Genomic DNA, 17,661 nt, shown 5'->3' on the forward strand with positions numbered 1-17,661 from the left:
GCCTTGTATGGGGGTCCCAACCAGACTCGGTCGGTACGTCGTGCGCCGACGCCTGGGTTCAGGCGGTTTCGCCACGGTCTGGCTCGCGCACGACGAGCAGCTCGACGCCGAGGTGGCGATCAAGGTGCTGGCCGACAACTGGGGCCACGACGACTCGGTCCGGCACCGGTTCCTCGAGGAGGGCCGGTTCCTGCGCCGGGTCGAGTCCGAGCACGTCGTCCAGGTGCACGACGTCGGTGAGCTGGAGGACGGGCGCCCGTTCCTGGTGCTCACGTACGCCGACCGCGGCACGCTGGCGGACCGCCTGAAGCAGAAGCCGCTGCCGCTCCCGGAGGCGGTCGACGTGGTCGTCCAGGTCGGCCGTGGCCTGCAGGCGCTGCACCGGCGCGGGCTGCTGCACCGGGACGTGAAGCCGGCCAACGTGCTGTTCCGCAGTACCGACGACGACGGCGAGCGGGCCGTGCTGTCCGACCTCGGCCTGGGCAAGTCGCTCGACGAGGTGTCGCGGATCACCATGCCCGGCGGGACCCCGTCGTACGTCGCTCCCGAGCAGGCGTTGGGGGAGCGGCTGGACCAGCGCGCCGACCAGTACTCGCTGGGAGCCGTCGCGTACGCCGCGCTCACCGGTCGGTCCCCGCACCAGGTGGACGGGCTGGGCGCCGCCAGCCGGGTGCAGGTGGCACCGCCGCCGAGTTCGCTCGGGTTCGAGCTGCCGGAGCAGGTCGACGCCGCGATCGTGCGGGCGCTGGACCCGGACCGCGAGAAACGCTGGCCGGACGTGCAGACGTTCACCAAGCAGCTCGTCGGCGCGCTCGACGAGGACACCCGCGACTTCCCGCTCGCCGAGCGCGAGAGCGTCCAACTGGCCGACGAACCCGAGGACGACGCGGACAAGACCGCCCTGAGCGACGAGAACCAGCCGACGGTCGTGAAGACCGTCGAGCCGTCAGAGGTCGTGGAGGACACGGAGCCGCCGGCTGAGGCGGCAGCCGTCGTACCTCCGCAGAAGAAGCGCCGACGGGGGCGTTGGGTGATTGCGGCGCTACTCGCGCTCGTGATCGGCGGTGGAGTGGGGTACGGCGGTCAGTGGTACCTGGCCGGCCGCAAGGTGATCACGGTCGCGAAGGACGGGTTCCAGGTGAACCTGCCGCGCGCCTGGGCGCAGTCCATGGCCTCGTCGCAGTGGACCGTGCCAGGTGGTACCACCAGTGCGCCGGCGTTCCGGGTCAGCGAGGACGCGAACTGGTCAGGCGAGACGCCGGGCGTCTTCATCGGCGTGTCCAGCACCAAACTGGCGCTGCCGGACAGCAAGCAGTGCCAGAACGTCGGGTCGCCGCTGCCGCACACGGTCGGTGGACAGTCGGTCACGGACCGGGTTTCCGGCGGCTGCTTCGGTGCGGATATCGTGCTGCTCCAGCGGGTCGTCGATCACGGGGACGGCGGCTCGCTACTCGTTCAGGTGGTCGTACCCGGGTCGAACCAGGTGCGCGCCACCGAGATCGCTGACACGGTGCAGTACACCCCCTAGGACGTCCCCATGCGTTTCCCGACCGAACGGCTCCGGCCTTCGCCGGCGCTGATCCAGTGCGTACGCCGCAGGTTCTACCGGATCCGCTCCACCATCTTCCGCACCATCTGGCCCGTCGACTGAGGTCCCTGCACGGTCAGCCAGGTGATGCCCAGGGCAACAGCCCACAGTCCGCCGCCGAGCCACGCGAGTACATGCAGCCCGTTGACGAACACGGGTGTGTGGCCGACGACAGCGCCGTACACGCCGATGCCCAAGGCGCCCACGGCCTGGCGGCTGGTGTTGTTGACCCCGCTGGCAAAGCCCGCGCGGTCTGCGGGCAGCGCGGCGATCGCTGCGTGCACCACGGCTGCTGTCAGGAAGCCCATACCGATGCCTAAGCCGAGCTGCACGGGTACGACGGCCGCATAGCCGCTGTGGTTGTTCACCGTGAGCAGGCAGAGCGATCCGGCGACACCTAACGCCAGTCCTATGGTCATCGGGAGCCGTGGGCCGTAGCGGGCGGTGATGCGGCCGGAAATCGGTCCTAGTACTGCTAGTGGGAGAAAGAGCGGGATGAGCTCCAGTCCGGCGCGGAACGCCTGCTGGGACAGGTGTTCCTGCAGGTAGAGCGTCAGTACGAGCACCGTGCCGAGGCCGACGAAGTTCATCAGCCCGGCGATCACGTTGGCGCCGATGAAGTCCTTGCCGATCCGCAGCCTGGCGTTGGGCCGGGTCTGGTGGGGCTGCCGGTGAGGTATTAGTCGCCAGGCCAACGGAAGGCCTGCCGCGACGATCGGCAGGTTGATCAGGAACACGGCCCGCCAGCCCAGCACAGCCACCAGGGCACCGCCGAGCAACGGACCGGACGGCAGCGCGAGAGCGCCGGCACCTGACCAGATACCGACAGCGCGCGCTCTTGCGGCGCTGTCGACGTACAGGTCGGTAATGACGGCAAGCGTTCCTGGGAGCAGCAGGGCGGCGCCTATGCCCTGTATGGCTCGTGCAGCGACGAGTAGCTCGATGTTGGGCGCCAGGCCGCACGCGAGCGAGGCCCCGCCGAAGACAGCGAGCCCGGACAGTACGACGCGTCTGTGGCCGACACGGTCTCCCAACGCGCCGCAAGGAAGCAGCAGGCCCGCCAAGGCGATCATGTACGCCGCTACAACCCACTGCTGACCAGCCAGGCTCGTCACGAGATCGACCCGGATCGTCGGCAGCGCCACGTTGACGACCGTCACGTCGAGCTGGATCAGGAAGATGCCGACGCACAGCAGTGCAAGGAGCATGCTTCCCAAGTTCCCATCTCAATACTTCGGGATCCGTCGAAGTGTGTTGGTGTCAGCATGGGGTTATGGGCGGAGACGCGGACGTAGCACGCGTGGCAGCGCTGATCGCTGAGCCGGCCAGGGCGAAGGTCTTAATGGCACTGGCCGACGGCAGAGCACTCCATGCCTCGCTCCTGGCCTCCGAGGCGGGCGTTTCACCGCAAACGGTCAGCGCACACCTCCGCAAGCTGCTGGACGGCGGCCTGGTCACCGTGGAACGTTCAGGCCGCCACAGGTACTACGGACTCGCCGGACCTGACGTAGCCGCAGCAGTAGAAGCTCTGGCCCGCCTGGCCAAACCCCAGCCGATCACCTCGCTCCGCCAGAGCACCCGCGCCGCGGCCCTCCGCGAAGCCCGCACCTGCTACGACCACCTGGCCGGACGCCTCGGCGTAGCCCTCCTGGAAGGCCTGGTACGCCGTGGCGCCCTGATCCGCACCGACGGCGGCCAAGGCACCGAACGCCGCCCCACCGACCCCCTGGCGCAACAACTCCCCGACGGCCCGTACGCCCTGGGCCCCAACGCCGTAGAGGTCTTCGCCGAGCTAGGAGTTGACCTGACCACCCAGCCGACCCGCCGCCCGCTGCTGAGGTTCTGCGTCGACTGGAGCGAACAACGCCACCACCTGGCCGGCCAACTGGGCGCCGCGACCACCAACGCCCTCCTGACCCGCCACTGGCTCCACCGCCGCCCCCACCAACGCGCCGTCGACCTGTCAGAAGACGGCCGTCGCGGGCTCGCGCAGGTGCTGTGACTCAGAGCGGGCTGTCGTGCCGCTCGACGCTCTTCGTGGCGTGCTCGAGGACGTCCTGCAGGGCCTTCTTGTCCTGCGGGAGCCCGGTCGAACTCATCTCCACCGCACAGTTCCCGCTGTCGTCGGCGACCCACCGGACGATCACGTACCGCAGCACGCCCTCCGGCGACTGGTCCGGCGGCGGCACGTACGTGTAGGAGATCGTGGCGTAGTCGGAGTCGACCTCCTGCGAGATCAGGTTCAGCATCTGGTCCGGCGAGAGCCGCTTCAGTTCGGCGATCCGCGCCTGCATCGACGCCGCCGGCGGCCGCTTGATCGTGAACCCACCCTCGACCCGGATCCACCGCTTCCCCGTCGGATCGGTGAACCGCCCCGTCTTCGGCGGATACGGCTGCGTCAGCCCCCACCCGTCCGGCACGCGGAGCGTGATCCGCGACTTCACCACGCTCTTCACGTAGAACGTCTGACTCCGGTAACTCAGGTCTCCCGCATCCAGCGCCGGCGAGTCGTCGTACGTCACCTTCCGCGGCGGAGCCGGAGTCGTCGGCGGTGGCGACGTACTCACCGAACTCATCGGCAACGGCGCCGCCGTCCCCGCCAAACTGGGCTCCGCGGTGAGGAACAGCCCGGCCCCATACCCCCCGGCGCCGCCGGCCCCGGCAAGACCCAGCAACCCGGCGCCGAGCATTGCCCGCCTGGTGACAGTCCTCGCCATGCCCCCACCTCCCCAGATCTCCCTAACAGAAGACACCTGAGCCCGCTCTCAGGTTGCACCGGGCAGGTAACGATTCCGTGAAAGCCCGGCGCCGGTCCGTGTCAGTCGCTCTCGCTGACCGAGGCGGAGGCCTTCTGGAGGATTTCCTTCAGCGCGGGAGCGTCCTCGGGGATGCCGGTGATGCTCATCGAGATGTTGGCGAGTTCGCCGTTCGTCGCGACGAACCGGACGATGACGTACCGCAGGGTGTTGCCGGGGATGAAGGTGTAGATCAGCGTGCCGACTGCGCGGCTGCGGCCGTCGTCGCCGGTGATCACGTCGTTGCTCTGGTCGACGATCTGGACGTTGTTCTCCGGCGCCTGGCTCTTCCGCAGGTCGATGATCAGCTGGGCGATCGCGTCCTTCGGCGTCTGCGTGGCCGGCTCGACCGCCTGGACGCGCACGGCACGTTGCCGGAGCTTGTCCAGGAACTTGACCTCGTCGTCGTGGTCCGGGTCCCTCGTCAGCGCCCAGCCCTGCGGGATGTCGACCGACAGTTGGACCGGCTGCGTGTTCTTCGGGTGCACGGTGAACGTGCGGTTGCTGTAGGTGAGCCCTGGCTGCAGCGGGTCCAGGTTGCTCGGGACCGGGGTCTTCACCGGGAGGGGCGGCTCGGTCGGAGTGGGAGTCGGTGTGGGGGACGGGGAGACGGCGCCCAGCGGTCCGGCGGTGCCAGAGGCGGTGGGGTCGGGGGTGTCCCAGCGGTCGCCGGCGTAGTAGCCGGCGCCTGCGCCGAGGGCCAGGGCCAGCAGGAGCAGGCCGGCCAGGAGGACTCGTCTCACGCGTGCACCGGTCCACGGGCGGGCGTCACGGACTCGCCGGGCCGCGGTACGACGCGCGTCGTACCGGCCGGATGCGGGAAGGCGGTCGCGGGCACGGGGTCCATCTTCTCAGGCGACCGAGGCACCGGCCCAAAAGCCCGGCGGCCCGCCCGGAGTCGTTTTCACACCGGTATCGACTGAATCCTTTCAACGAGGTCTTGACACCCTCCCGGGCCGTACGTAGCGTCCCGCGTGACAAAAGTAACACGATCCTGCGGTTACTTCACATCCTTGGCCGGTATCTCGGCGCTCAGGAGGAACCATGGCACTCGAGAGGTCTGTCAGCCGGAGGCGGATCCTGCAGCTGGCCGGCGGTACGGCCGTCGCTACCGCGCTCGGCAGCACGCTGGCGGCGTGTGGCGGGAGCGGTGGTACGTCGTCCGGCGGCACGCTCAAGGTGATCGGTGTCGGCGACCAGGAGCCGGGCCTGCGCAAGGTGCTCGACTCGTACAAGTCCGCGCATTCGGGCTTCGACTTCAACCTCTCGTTCGCGCCGGCCGACCAGGTGCAGACCGCGCTCCGGACCCAGCTCGGCGGCGGCAACGCGCCCGACGTCCACGTGGTCTATCCGGGCAGCGGCAGCGCGATGTCGATGGTGCAGCTCAGCAAGGCCGGGCTGCTCGCGGACCTCAGCAGCCAGTCCTGGACGCAGAAGGTGCCGGACGGGTTCAAGGGCGCGTTCCAGAACGACGGCAAGACGTACATCTTCTCGCCCGGCTCCAGCATGCTCGGCGCGATCTACAACAAGAAGGCGTTCGCGACCGCGGGCGTCGAGCCGCCGACCACCTGGTCCGAGCTGCTCGCGGTCTGCGAGAAGCTGAAGCAGAAGGGCATCGTTCCGATCGCCCTCGGCGCGCAGACCCCGTGGATCACCCAGCTGATCCCGTACGCGCTGGTGCCCGGCACGGTCTACGCGAAGACGCCGGACTTCGACGACAAGATGAGCGCCGGCCAGGCGTCGTTCGCCGACTCCGGCTGGGTCGACGCGATGAACAAGTACCTCGAACTGCAGAAGAAGGGGTACTTCAACGACAACCCGAACGGTACGACGTACGAGCAGGCCACCTCGATGGTCGGCACCGGCAAGGCCGCGATGGCCGTCCAGGTCTCCGCCGTACTGTCGGCCTTCCGGGCCGCGACGCCGACACCGGACGACCTGTCGATGTTCCCGTTCCCGTCGACGGATGTTGCCGCCGACAACTGGATCCCGGCCGGCGTGGTCGTCGGCGTCGCCGTCAGCGCGAAGAGCAAGAAGGCCGACCAGGCGAAGAGTTTCCTCGAGTACTGCGGCCAGCAGGAGAACCTGAACGCCTGGGCCGAAGCCGTCTCCTGCGTCCCGCTGTACGGCGACGCGAAGGTCGACCCCGCCCTCACGTCGTTCCTCCCCCTCCTGAAGGCCAACAAGGCCGTCCCCTTCATGGACCAACGCTGGCCGAACGCCGAAGTACAACCCACCCACTTCGCCGTCGTCCAACAACTCCTCGGCGGCAAAACCACCGTCCAGGACGCCCTGAAAAAGATGGACGACGCGTACAAGAAGGGCGCATGAGAGGACGGCTTGCTCCGCCGTGGTGGTTTGCGGTGCCGGCGGTGCTGGTTTATGCGCTGGTTGTGTTGTATCCGAGCATTGCCGGGGCGGGGTCGGCGTTCACTGACTGGTCCGGGGTTGGGAATGCTAAGGCGTTTGTTGGGCTGGCCAACTTCAAGCAGTTGGTACAGGACGATCAGGCGCTCGGGGCCTTGCGGAACACGTTGTTGCTGACGGTTGCGATCGTCGTGGTGCAGAACGGGATCGGGCTGCTGCTCGCGCTCGGTGTGCACACGCGGATTCGCAGCCGGATGGCCCTGCGGTTGGTGTTCTTCGCGCCGGTTGTGGTGAGTCCGGTGATGGTGTCGTTCCTGTGGAAGTTCGTCTACAACCCGGCGCCGGACGCGGGGCTGAACGCCGCGCTCGGGGCGGTTGGGCTCGGTGGGTTGCGGCAGGACTGGCTCGGGAATCCTTCGCTGGCGCTCTGGTCGGTCGCGTTCACGGTGATCTGGCAGTGCGCCGGGTACTCGATGGTGATCTTCCTCGCGGGACTCGAGGGCGTGCCGGCCGAGTTGCACGAGTCCGCGATGGTTGACGGGGCGGGGACGGTCGCGCGGTTCCGGCACATCACCTGGCCGCTGCTCGCGCCGGCCGTGACGATCAACGTGATGTTGTCGACGGTCGGTGGGCTGACGCTGTTCACGCAGATCATCGCGATGACGAACGGCGGACCGGGGTACGCGACCGACACGTTGTCGACGGTGTTGTACAAGCAGGCCTTCGTGTACGGGAAGTTCGGCTACAGCACCGCGGTCGCGCTGGTCCTGGCGATCTTCGTCGCGGCGGTCACGTTCCTGCAGATCGGGTATCTGAGGTCGAGGGAGACGACGGCATGAAGTACCGCCCCCGCACGTTCCTGCTCGAGGTCGTGATGATCGTGGTCGCGATCGCGTTCCTGTTCCCGGTATACGTGCTGGTGACGCTCGCGTTCAAGGACCCGCAGCAGATCGCGAACAAGCCGCTCGGGTTGCCCTCGCCGCCGAGCGTCGGCAGTTTCGGCGAAGCCTGGCGGGAGGCCGGGCTCGGGTCGGCGTTGCTGAACAGCACGCTGATCACGGTCGCGAGCGTCGTCCTGCTGATCGCCGCCGGTTCGCTCGCGGCGTACTTCCTGGCGCGTACGGCGACCCGCTTGAGCTACGGGCTCTACATCCTGTTCCTGGTCGGGATCATCCTGCCCTTCCAGCTCGGGATGATCCCGCTCTACAAGCTGGTCGACGACCTCGGCCTGCTCGGGACGTACCAGGGGATGATCCTGTTCTACACCGGGATCCAGTTGCCGTTCACGGTCTTCCTCTATACCGGCTTCATCCGCTCGCTGCCGGCCGACTACACGAACGCAGCGCTGATCGACGGAGCGTCACACCTGCAGGCGTTCATGCACGTGATCTTCCCGCTGCTGCGCCCGATCACCGGCACCGTCCTGATCCTGAACGCGGTCCAGATCTGGAACGACTTCTTCACCCCGCTGCTGTACCTCGGCGGCTCCGGCCACGAGACGGTCCCGGTCCGGGTATTTGCCTTCGTCAACCAATACACCTCGAACTACGGCCTGGTCGCGGCAGGCCTGATCCTGGCCGCGCTGCCGATCCTGCTGCTGTTCCTGTTCCTGCAGCGGTACGTCATCCGCGGCTTCGCGTCGGGCCTCAAAGGCTGATGTAACGCGGACCCTCCCAGGCCCGATAGACGAGCAGGTGCGCCGTGGCGTCGATGGAGCACACTGGGAGGGTTCCGTCGACGCCGTACGGCGCACCTTGTGCTGTCAGTACACTTCGATGCGGTCCAGGCTGATGACCGCGCTGGTGGAGGCCGGGTTCTTGTCGCCGGTGACGCGGACGCGGACCGTGTGCGGGCCGGACGGGAGTGTCGGGCTGATGTACATCAGCTGCTCGCCGACGCGGATCGAGCTGTAGTAGTCGACGCGTTGCTCCGGGCCGCCGTCGACCGAGATCGCGGCGATGCCGTTGCCGGTGTCGGCGACGCTCAGCAGCGCGACGCGGGTGCCGGTGAAGCTGATCGTGGCGGTCGCGTTCGGCTCCCCGCTCCAGTGGTCGTTGCCCCAGAAGCACTGGTTGCCGCAACCGGACCCGGAGCTCCAGTTACCGGTGTACGCGACCGCGGCGTCGGTGTCGTTGATCCAGTAGTTCGCCGAGCCGGGGTCGCCGGACGGCAGGTTCTGGGTTGCGCCGGCGGCCAGTGGGCGGCCGAGGTTCGGCGTACCGTCCGCGTTCCAGGTGATCTTCTGGATCCGGGTGGTGCGGAATGAATACGTATACACACTGGTGTTCTTGCCGTGGTACGCGATCCAGTCCTCGCTGCCGTCGGGCGACTTGAAGAACGAGTGGTGCCCGGGACCCCAGACGCCGGTGTCGTCGTTGCGGGAGAAGATCGGGCCGGCGTGCTGCACCCAGTTCGACGCGACCATCGGGTCGGCGCCGTTCGCGATGCTCTTCATCCACAGCTGGTAGTCCGGCTTGCCGGTGTCGCACGTCGAGTACGTCAGGAACGTCCGGGTCGCGCCGTACAAGGGCGTCGGGCCCTCGCGGACCTCGCTGCAGCCGCCGTCGGCCGGGATCGCGACCCGGTCGCCGGTCGACGTCCACGGGTTGCTCATCCGGACGATGTACAGCTGCGCCGGCCCGCCCTGACCGCGGCCCGGGCCGGTCCAGACGAAGTACTGCTGGCCGTTGATCGTGAACGGTTCGCCGTCGATCGCGTACTCGCCGAAGTCGGCGATCTTCGCCTTGAAGCTGTACGGCCCGAGCGGGTCGTCGCCGGCCGACTCCAGTACGTACATCCGATGGTTGGCGTCCACGCCGTCCGAGGCCGTGTAGTAGATGTACCAGCGGCCGCCGACGTGCCGGAACGCCGGCGCCCACATCTGCGTGTTCCGGCTGGTGTCGGTGTCCCGCCAGACGACCTGCTCGGGCTGGACGAGCAGCGTCGCGGCGCTGGTGGACGACCAGATCCCGATCCGGTCGCCGCGGGTGGTCGCGACGTAGTACTTGCCGTTGTAGAACATCATCGACGGATCCGCCGACGGGTTCACCGGATTCCGGAACGTCTGCGACGTCACTGCTTTCTCCTGGATCTCGGCGGCCGGTGCGGTCGGCGCGACGACACCGAGCAGTAGTAGGGCGGCTGCGGCTACGCGGAGCAGTCTCATGGGGCGTGCACCTCTCGAAACCTGGGGGCGGACCGGTCTCGCTCTCGGTTGTACCGGCTGCTTCCAACGTTGTAAACCCTTTGCACAGGAACCGCAGCCCCGGAGCCGGCGTCGTACCGCACATGAAGCTCAAGGTGCGGGTCGTGCACTACCGGCACGACTGCTGGTACGCCGACATCGACGACGCCGAGGACCGGCAGCCGGACGACCCGTTCTGGTACGCCGACTGCCGCACGCAGGCCGAGGCCATTACGCTCGCCTGCTCCCAGCTCGCCGCCCTCGACGCGGCCGGCGCCGCACCGTGCCGCCTGAGCGAAACCCCTGCGCGAGTCGCGTAGCCGCTGTAACGCAGAGCCACGGTCACTGGATGTAACCCCCGAGGGGGGAACTCACACCATGGCAACTTTCAACTCGCCACCGGACTGGCCGGCACCGCCGACACCCGACTGGCAACCACCACCCGGCTGGAAGCCGGATCCTTCGTGGCCGCCCGCACCGGCCGGCTGGGCGTTCTGGCTGAACGCGCAGGGGGCACGAGCGCGCGGTCCACGCGGACGGTACGGCGCAGAACCGCCAACGAAACTGATCGCCGGATGGGGCGCCGGGGCGGCCGCGTTCATCGTCGTCCTGGCGGCGATCGGGGGGAACGGCGACGCCCCGGCGACGGGCGCCGCACCGACGGTCACAGCGGCTGGTCCAACCGTCACCGCGTCCGGGCCGACGGTCACCGAAGCGGGGCCGACCGTCACGGAAACCGTTCCGGGGCCGACGGCAACGGTCACGCAGGTCCCGGTGCCGCCACAGACCGTGACGGTGGCACCGCCGACCACCCGCACGACCCGCACCACGGTGCCTGTACCGTTTGCGCAAACGACGCGGACCACCTCTGCGCCCAAGACGACGAGTGCGCCGAAGACGAGCAGCGTCTACTACAAGAACTGCGCCGCCGTCCGCGCGGCGGGTAAGGCGCCGTTGTACCGCGGGCAGCCTGGTTACGCAGCGCATCTGGACCGTGACGGAGACGGTGTGGCCTGCGAGTCGTAGCCAACGGCAACAATGCTGTGGATAACCGCCACAAGTTGTGGATATGTGGGGTCATTGCTGTGCACAACTGCCCACAACCTGTGGATAGCCGGTGCTGATGCACGTGCAGTCCGGCAGGTGAGAGAACGGTTGCCGGAGGGTTGTTTCGGTGGTGGAATCGGGCCGTGCACCGGGTGAAACTTTACGAAGATTTGTCCGTGACATCCGGTGCGTCGGGTCGTTGATCCGTCAGGTACGGATCGACGACAGCGGATCGCTGTTCACCGGAAGGGACCCGCTCGTGCACAAGTTCAACTCGCCGCCTGACTGGCCCGAGCCGCCGAGCGAGGGCTGGCGTCCTCCGGTCGGCTGGCAGCCGGATCCGGCCTGGCCCGCGGCCCCGAAGGGCTGGCGGTTCTGGCTGAACCGCAACGGCCGTCACAGCAGCGGCCCGATCGGTGCGTACGGCGCCGTCGACGCCGGCCGCGTCGAGCTCGCCACCGTCGACCCCGGTCTGCTCCTCATGCATTCCTGATCGCCACCAGACTTCGGCTCCCGTCCGCCTCGGCGTCCGGGAGCCGACTTGTGTCCGCCTTCGGCCAGGGGCTGGCGTACTCTTATCGCGATCTGGTGTTATGTTACCAGCGCAGATAACACTCACCCTGGAGGCGGTACGTGGGCTGGATCGGGCTCGACCTCGGCACGCAAAGTGTGCGGGCCGTGCTCGCCGACGCCAAGGGCGACGTACTGTCCCAGGCGTCGCGACCGCTCACGAGTCACCGCGACGGCGTCCGGCACGAGCAGGATCCGCACGAGTGGCTGACCGCCGTCGACGCGGTGCTCGCCGAGGTCGGCACCCGCGACGTCGACGGTATCGCCATCTGCTCCACGTCCGGCACCTTCCTCCTCACCGACCGCTCCGGCCGCCCCGTCACCCCGGCCCTGATGTACGACGACGCCCGCGCGGCCGCCCGTCGCGAGCAGATCGTCGACGCGGACCCGGACCGCTGGGCGACGAGCATGCAGCCGACCTGGGCGCTGCCGAAGATCCTCGACCTGGAGCTGACAGACCGTCGCGTCGCCCACAGCGCCGACTTCGTCGCGGCCCATCTCGTCGGCTACCCGGTCGCGACCGACACCAGCCACGCGCTCAAGACCGGCTACGACCTGGTCGCCGAATCCTGGCCGGCGGCCGCGTTCGGCAAGCTCGGCCTGCCACTCGAAGCCTTCCCCGAGGTCGTCCGTCCCGGCATCGAACTCGGCCGCACGCCCGATGGCATCCCGGTCTTCGCCGGCATGACCGACGGCTGCGCCGCCCAGATCGCCGCCGGCGCCCTCGCTCCCGGAGCCTGGAACTCGGTCCTCGGTACGACGCTGGTCCTCAAGGGCGTCAGCGCCGACCTGATCGCGGACCCGACCGGCGCGGTCTACAGCCACCGGCATCCCGACGGCGGCTGGCTCCCGGGCGGCGCGTCCAGCTCGGGCGCCGGCGTACTCACCGAGCTCCTGCCCGGCGCCGACCTCGACGCTCTGGATCACGCGGCGTACCCGGTCGCGGCGGTCACCTATCCGCTGACGAAGACGGGGGAGCGGTTCCCGTTCGTCGCGCCGCAGGCCGAGCGGTTTACCCTCGGCGCGACGCCCGACGAGCTGCATACGTATGCAGCCGTGCTGCAAGGTGTCGCGTTCGTCGAGCGGCTCGCGTTCGAGCACCTGCAGGCGCTCGGTGCCGACCCGGTCCGGTCGGTGTCGCTGACCGGCGGCGGCACCCGGAGCGGGTACTGGAACCAGCTGCGCGCCGACGTCCTCGGCGTACCGGTGGAACTTCCGGCGGTCCCGGATCCGGCGTACGGGATGGCCGTACTGGCGGCGTCCGGTGGGCACGACCTGGCCGGGACCGCGCGCCGGATGGTCCGCGTCGACCGGGTACTCGAGCCGCGCGGGGAACGACTCGACGACCTGTACGGCGACTTCGTCGCGGAGCTCGACCGCCGGGGGTACCGGGGATGAGGACGACGATCGTGCTGGCCCGCCACGGCCGGACCGAATGGCACCACGGCAACCGGTACACCGGTTCCACGGATCTGCCGATCGACGAGGTCGGCGGCCGGCAGGCGCAGCTGTTGAAGGACTGGGCGCTCGACTACGCACCGGACGCGCTGTGGTGTTCGCCGATGCTCCGGGCGCGCCAGACCATCACGCCGCTCGCGGAAGCACTGCAGCTGGAGCCGACTCTCGACGCCCGGCTGCGGGAGGTCGACTTCGGCAGCGCCGAGGGGAAGATGCTCGGCGAGTTGCCGCCCGCGGTCGGCAAGGCGTTCGAGCTCGACCCGGTGCGGGACCACTTCCCGGGCGGCGAGGATCCGGTCGCGGCCGCCGACCGGGTGCGTGAGGTCTTCGACGAGATCGGACGCCGGCACGCCGGGCAGAAGGTCTTCGCGGTCGCGCACAACACGCTGATCCGGCTGCTCGTCTGCAGGGTGCTGGGCCTGCGGCTGAACGACTACCGCAGACTGCTACCTGCGCTCGGTCCCGCGGCGCTGGTGCGTTTCCGGTGGCAGGACGGCACAGTGGGTCTCGAGGCGTACAACGTTCCTCCTCTACGTTTGGAGACCCAGGCATGACATCGGATGTCGACGGCGACACCGCCGAACTGAGCCGTCCCGCGCGCCGGCAGGCCGAGATCGCGGCGTACGTCGTGAAGCACGGCTCGGTGTCGGCGAACGACCTGGTCGAGGCGTTCGGCGTGAGCGTGATGACCGTGCACCGCGACCTCGACGAGCTCGAGCGGCAGGGTGTGGTCCGCAAGTACCGCGGCGGGGTCAGCGCGCAGCCGACGAGTGTCTTCGAGAGCAACGTCGCGTACCGGCTGAACACCGCGCACGCCGAGAAGCTCGCGATCGCCCGGCACGCCCGGACGATGATCGAGCCGGGGATGTCGGTGATGCTCGACGACTCGACCAGCGCGCTGGCGTTGGTCGACCTGTTCGAGGACATCACACCGTTGACCGTGGCAACGAACTTCCTGCCGGCCATCACCAAGCTCGCGCAGCTGCGCGACATCACGCTGCTGGCGCTCGGCGGGATCTACTCCGCGACCCACGACTCGTTCGGCGGGATGCCGTGCGCGGAGGCGGTCGAGGCGCTGAACACCGACCTGCTGTTCTGCTCGGTCTCCGCGGTGTCGCCGACGCACGCCTTCCACCAGGAGGAGGAGATCGTGCTGGTGAAGCGGGCGATGCTGCGCTCGGCGAAGACCAAGGTCCTGATGGTCGACCACGGCAAGCTGCAGCGCACCGCCCTGCACCGGCTCGCCCCGCTGGCCGACTTCGACATCGTCGTCGTCGACGAGAAGGCCCCGAAGGACCTGATCGAGGCACTGCGCGACCACGGCGCGACCGTGGAGGTCGCCGAACTATGAACGCTCCACGTCAGGTGGAGCGTTAAGGAGGGGACTGCATGGACGTCGGCGTCGACGTAGGTACCACAGTCACCAAGGCCGTCGCGTTCGACGCCGCCGGCCGCCCGCTGGCCGAGGCTTCGCGACCGACCAGGCTCTTGCACCGCAGTACCGGGCGCTTCGAACACGAGACGTCCGAGATTGTTGCCTCGGTCAACGAGGTGGTCCGGGAGCTCGCGGCGACGGTGGGCAACCGCCCCGACGTACTGGCGATCACGGCTCAGGGCGACGGTCTGTGGCTGGTGGACGACGACGGTACGCCGGTGCGTCCGGCGATCTCGTGGCTGGACGCGCGGAGCAGCCCGATCCTCGAGCGATGGACCGCGGACGGGGTTTCGGAACACGTGTTCCGACGTTCCGGAAACCGGATGTTCCCGGGGGCTTCCGGGCCGTTGCTCGCGGCGGTGCTGGCCGAGGAGCCGGAGATTGTCGAGGCGGCGGGGACGGCGGCGTACTGCAAGGACGTGGTGATGCAGGCGTTGACCGGCGTCCGGGCGACCGATGTTTCGGATGCGTCGGCGCCGTTCCTCGATCCCCGGACGGGGGAATACGACGAGGAGGCGCTACAGGCCACCGGGTTGGCGGGGGTACGGCGGTTGCTGGCCCCGGTCGAGGCCGCCGGGCCGGTCGGGGAGTTGCGGGACGATGCGACGGGGATGGCTCGGGGGACTCGGGTTTCCGCGGGGCCTTACGACCTGCCGGCGGCGGCTGCCGGCGCGGGGGTGACGGAGCCGGGCGACGCATTGCTGACCGTGGGTACGACGTTGGCCTGTCAGGTCGTCACGCGTGACCTGCCCGTGGACGGTGAGCCGGCCGGCCTGTTCCTCGGGACCTGGACGCCCGGGGTCTGGTTGCGCGCGATGCCGGCGATGGTCGGTACGGCGGCGCTCGACCGGGTGCTCGCACTCGTTGGCGCGACCACCGATCAACTCCCGCAACTGCTCGCGGACAGCACGCCCGGAGCCGCCGGCGTGACGGTGCTCCCGTACCTGTCGGAGGCCGGCGAGCGGGCCCCGTTCGTCGACACCCGCGCCCGCGGCTCGATCGACGGCGTCTCGCTCTCGACCACCACGGCCGACCTGGTCCGTGCCACCTGCGAGGGCATCGCGTACGCCGCCCGACACTGCCTCGAAGCGGCCGGCTGGACCGGTCGCGTCACCGTGTGCGGCGGTGGCGCCCGGAGCAGCGAGTGGACGCAGATCCTCGCCGACGTACTGAACGCACCGCTGCACACCGCCGAGGCGGAGCAGGTCGCGGCGCGCGGCGCGGTGATCTGTGCACGGCGCGCGGTGGACCCCGCCAGCGCCGGCCCGGAATGGATCGCCGACACCCGCCAGGTCGACCCCGACCCGTCCCGCGCCGCGTTCTACGCCGACGGCTACGCCCACTACCTCCGCCGGATCGAGGCGGCCCGCCCGCGCTGGTCCGACCCAGCACCGCTCTTCACAGGAGATCGATGAGAACCGTCAAGACGCTGCTCGCCGGAGACCACTTTGTTCGCAACGCGTTGCTCGCCGACGCGTTGCAGGCGATTCCGGACGTCGCGTTCGACTTCCGGGAGGTCACACTGCCCTGGCCGCTGACGCCGTACGGGCGGGTGGCCGAGGTGGACGAGGCCAGTGACGCGGAGGATCAGCTGATCCCGGCGCTCGACGGCGTCGAGCTCGCGGTCACGCAGATGGGCCCGTTCACCGAGCGCGTGCTCGACGCCGCGCCGGACCTGCGGTACCTGGTCGTCTGCCGCGGCGGGCCGGTGAACGTGAACCTCGCGGCGGCGGCCCGGCGCGGGATCGCGGTCGCCTCGACGCCCGGGCGGAACGCGGTCGCGGCCGCCGAGCACGCCGTCGCGTTGATGATGGGGGCTCTGCGCAACCTCCCGCGCCTGCAGCGGACCCTTGAGCAGGGCGAGTGGCGCTCCGATCTCTACGCCTACGACGAATGCGGCAGCGAACTCGACGGCTCGACCGTGGGCCTGATCGGGTACGGCGCGATCGGGCAACGAGTCGCCCGCGTGATGCTTGCCTTCGGCGCCGATGTGCTGGTCTCGGATCCGTACGTCGAGCAGCCGCCGGACGGCATCGAACTCGTCGGGCTCGACGAGCTGCTGCGCCGCTCCGACGTTGTCAGCCTGCATGCGCGCCTGACCGAGCAGACCCGCGGCCTGATCGGCGCGGAGCAGCTCGCCGTGATGCGGCGCGGCGGCGTACTCGTGAACACCGCGCGCGGCGGCCTGCTCGACTACGACGCGACCGTCGACGCACTGGAATCAGGACAGCTCGGTGCCGCGGCGTTCGACGTGTTCCCGGCCGAACCGTTGCCCGAGGGCTCCCGGTTGCTGACCGCGCCGAACGTCGTGATGACGCCGCACCTGGCCGGGGCGACCCGGCAGACAGCACACCGCGCCGGCTCGATCGCCGCCGCGGCCGTCGCCGCCTTCCTCGAAGGAAAGGACCCGGTTGGACTGGTCCGCGCGTAACGCGGGCACAGGGTACGAATCATGAAACTCGCAACATCCAGTACTTGGACCGAACTGCTCCTGCTGCTGATCGCGTTCGTGCTGTCGATGGTGATCGGTATCGAGCGCCAGGTACGGCAGAAGAGCGCCGGGATGCGCACCCACACGCTCGTCGGGACCGGCGCCGCGCTGTTCACGTTGGTGTCCGGCTTCGGGTTCAGCGCCGTGCTCGGCACCGAGGTGAACCTCGACCCGTCCCGGATCGCGGCGCAGATCGTCTCCGGCGTCGGGTTCCTCGGCGCGGGCGTGATCTTCATGCGCCGGGACGTCGTGCGCGGGCTGACCACGGCGGCGACGATCTGGATGACGGCCGCGATCGGGATGGCGTGCGGCGCCGGCATGCCGATCCTCGCGGTCGCGGCGACCGTGCTGCACCTGGTCGCGGTCGGCCCGTTCGCGCGGCTCGGGCGGTTGCTGCCGTCGCCGGATCGGCGGCGGATCGTGACGGTGCGGTACGAGGACGGGTCCGGCGTACTGCGGTCGATCCTGGCCACCGCGACGGCGATGGGGTTCGAGGCGTCGGTGCTCGGGACCGAAGTACACCGCGACGGTGGGCGGCCGCAGGTGCGGGCGTCGATGCGGTTCTCCGGGCGGATCCCGCTGCAGGATCTCGTGGTCGCGTTGAACGATGTGGACGGCGTGACCGGCGTACGGCTGCGGAACGATGACGATGATTGATCACGATGTGATTTCCCTGTGAAAATCACAGGATTTCTCTATACCTAACCATCGTTCGGTGATAATTTC

The 17,661-nt window shown here is 69.1% G+C and carries 18 protein-coding genes; 14 read left to right on the plus strand and 4 right to left on the minus strand.

From position 1 onward, the window contains the following. The first annotated feature begins 40 nt into the window (after positions 1-40). Positions 41-1,528 carry a serine/threonine-protein kinase gene (locus ACXJJ3_RS24925; RefSeq protein WP_458164258.1) on the plus strand — a complete coding sequence of 496 codons (1,488 nt, stop codon included), beginning with the start codon at positions 41-43 and terminating at the stop codon, positions 1,526-1,528. 74 nt (positions 1,529-1,602) lie between these two features. Here the strand turns inward: ACXJJ3_RS24925 and ACXJJ3_RS24930 are convergent, their stop codons facing one another. Then, positions 1,603-2,796, minus strand: coding sequence for an MFS transporter (locus ACXJJ3_RS24930; protein WP_458164259.1), 1,194 nt, complete (start codon positions 2,794-2,796; stop codon positions 1,603-1,605). Between the two features lie 65 nt (positions 2,797-2,861). Between ACXJJ3_RS24930 and ACXJJ3_RS24935 the strand changes: the two genes are divergently transcribed. After that, positions 2,862-3,590: an ArsR/SmtB family transcription factor gene (locus ACXJJ3_RS24935; protein WP_458164260.1), complete on the plus strand. Its 729-nt coding sequence runs from the start codon at positions 2,862-2,864 to the stop codon at positions 3,588-3,590. A 1-nt stretch (position 3,591) separates the two neighbouring features. Here ACXJJ3_RS24935 and ACXJJ3_RS24940 read toward each other — a convergent pair whose 3' ends face one another. Continuing rightward, a complete protein-coding gene (locus ACXJJ3_RS24940; RefSeq protein WP_458164261.1) occupies positions 3,592-4,305 on the minus strand; it encodes a hypothetical protein in 714 nt (237 codons plus the stop codon). A 101-nt stretch (positions 4,306-4,406) separates the two neighbouring features. Continuing rightward, complete coding sequence (locus ACXJJ3_RS24945) at positions 4,407-5,126, minus strand: hypothetical protein (RefSeq protein ID WP_458164262.1); 720 nt, start codon at positions 5,124-5,126, stop codon at positions 4,407-4,409. A 301-nt stretch (positions 5,127-5,427) separates the two neighbouring features. Here ACXJJ3_RS24945 and ACXJJ3_RS24950 point away from each other — a divergent pair, with 301 nt between their 5' ends. From ACXJJ3_RS24950 to ACXJJ3_RS24960, 3 genes are read left to right on the plus strand one after another with little or no spacing between them, the layout of a single operon-like run. After that, a complete protein-coding gene (locus ACXJJ3_RS24950; RefSeq protein WP_458164263.1) occupies positions 5,428-6,714 on the plus strand; it encodes an ABC transporter substrate-binding protein in 1,287 nt (428 codons plus the stop codon). Continuing rightward, positions 6,711-7,589 carry a carbohydrate ABC transporter permease gene (locus ACXJJ3_RS24955; protein WP_458164264.1) on the plus strand — a complete coding sequence of 293 codons (879 nt, stop codon included), beginning with the start codon at positions 6,711-6,713 and terminating at the stop codon, positions 7,587-7,589. The genes ACXJJ3_RS24950 and ACXJJ3_RS24955 overlap by 4 nt, the downstream gene beginning before the upstream one ends. Further along, entirely contained in the window at positions 7,586-8,407 is an 822-nt protein-coding gene (locus ACXJJ3_RS24960) for a carbohydrate ABC transporter permease (RefSeq protein WP_458164265.1), read from the plus strand. Before ACXJJ3_RS24955 ends, ACXJJ3_RS24960 begins: the two co-directional genes overlap by 4 nt. Before the next feature lie 105 nt (positions 8,408-8,512). On the opposite strand, the gene ACXJJ3_RS24965 is transcribed toward ACXJJ3_RS24960, so the two are convergent. Further along, positions 8,513-9,916, minus strand: coding sequence for a glycoside hydrolase family 43 protein (locus ACXJJ3_RS24965; RefSeq protein ID WP_458164266.1), 1,404 nt, complete (start codon positions 9,914-9,916; stop codon positions 8,513-8,515). Between the two features lie 122 nt (positions 9,917-10,038). On the opposite strand from ACXJJ3_RS24965, the gene ACXJJ3_RS24970 reads away from it, so the two are divergent. The 9 genes from ACXJJ3_RS24970 (at position 10,039) to ACXJJ3_RS25010 (ending at position 17,592) form a co-directional block, all read left to right on the plus strand. Further along, a complete protein-coding gene (locus tag ACXJJ3_RS24970; protein ID WP_458164267.1) occupies positions 10,039-10,254 on the plus strand; it encodes a hypothetical protein in 216 nt (71 codons plus the stop codon). A 58-nt stretch (positions 10,255-10,312) separates the two neighbouring features. After that, on the plus strand, positions 10,313-10,960 hold the full coding sequence (locus ACXJJ3_RS24975; protein WP_458164268.1) for an excalibur calcium-binding domain-containing protein: 648 nt from the start codon (positions 10,313-10,315) through the stop codon (positions 10,958-10,960). 220 nt (positions 10,961-11,180) lie between these two features. Further along, positions 11,181-11,474 carry a hypothetical protein gene (locus ACXJJ3_RS24980; protein WP_458164269.1) on the plus strand — a complete coding sequence of 98 codons (294 nt, stop codon included), beginning with the start codon at positions 11,181-11,183 and terminating at the stop codon, positions 11,472-11,474. Between the two features lie 140 nt (positions 11,475-11,614). Then, positions 11,615-12,949 carry an FGGY-family carbohydrate kinase gene (locus tag ACXJJ3_RS24985; protein WP_458164270.1) on the plus strand — a complete coding sequence of 445 codons (1,335 nt, stop codon included), beginning with the start codon at positions 11,615-11,617 and terminating at the stop codon, positions 12,947-12,949. Continuing rightward, the gene (locus tag ACXJJ3_RS24990; RefSeq protein ID WP_458164271.1) at positions 12,946-13,563 is read left to right on the plus strand and encodes a histidine phosphatase family protein; all 618 of its coding nucleotides are present in this window, start codon (positions 12,946-12,948) and stop codon (positions 13,561-13,563) included. The genes ACXJJ3_RS24985 and ACXJJ3_RS24990 overlap by 4 nt, the downstream gene beginning before the upstream one ends. Beyond that, positions 13,560-14,360 carry a DeoR/GlpR family DNA-binding transcription regulator gene (locus tag ACXJJ3_RS24995; RefSeq protein ID WP_458164272.1) on the plus strand — a complete coding sequence of 267 codons (801 nt, stop codon included), beginning with the start codon at positions 13,560-13,562 and terminating at the stop codon, positions 14,358-14,360. Before ACXJJ3_RS24990 ends, ACXJJ3_RS24995 begins: the two co-directional genes overlap by 4 nt. A gap of 38 nt (positions 14,361-14,398) precedes the next feature. Further along, entirely contained in the window at positions 14,399-15,859 is a 1,461-nt protein-coding gene (locus ACXJJ3_RS25000) for an FGGY family carbohydrate kinase (RefSeq protein WP_458164273.1), read from the plus strand. Beyond that, a complete protein-coding gene (locus tag ACXJJ3_RS25005; protein ID WP_458164274.1) occupies positions 15,856-16,875 on the plus strand; it encodes a 2-hydroxyacid dehydrogenase in 1,020 nt (339 codons plus the stop codon). The genes ACXJJ3_RS25000 and ACXJJ3_RS25005 overlap by 4 nt, the downstream gene beginning before the upstream one ends. 21 nt (positions 16,876-16,896) lie before the next feature. Continuing rightward, positions 16,897-17,592 carry an MgtC/SapB family protein gene (locus tag ACXJJ3_RS25010; RefSeq protein WP_458164275.1) on the plus strand — a complete coding sequence of 232 codons (696 nt, stop codon included), beginning with the start codon at positions 16,897-16,899 and terminating at the stop codon, positions 17,590-17,592. Positions 17,593-17,661 lie beyond the last annotated feature (69 nt).

The organism is Kribbella sp. WER1 (assembly GCF_054189145.1).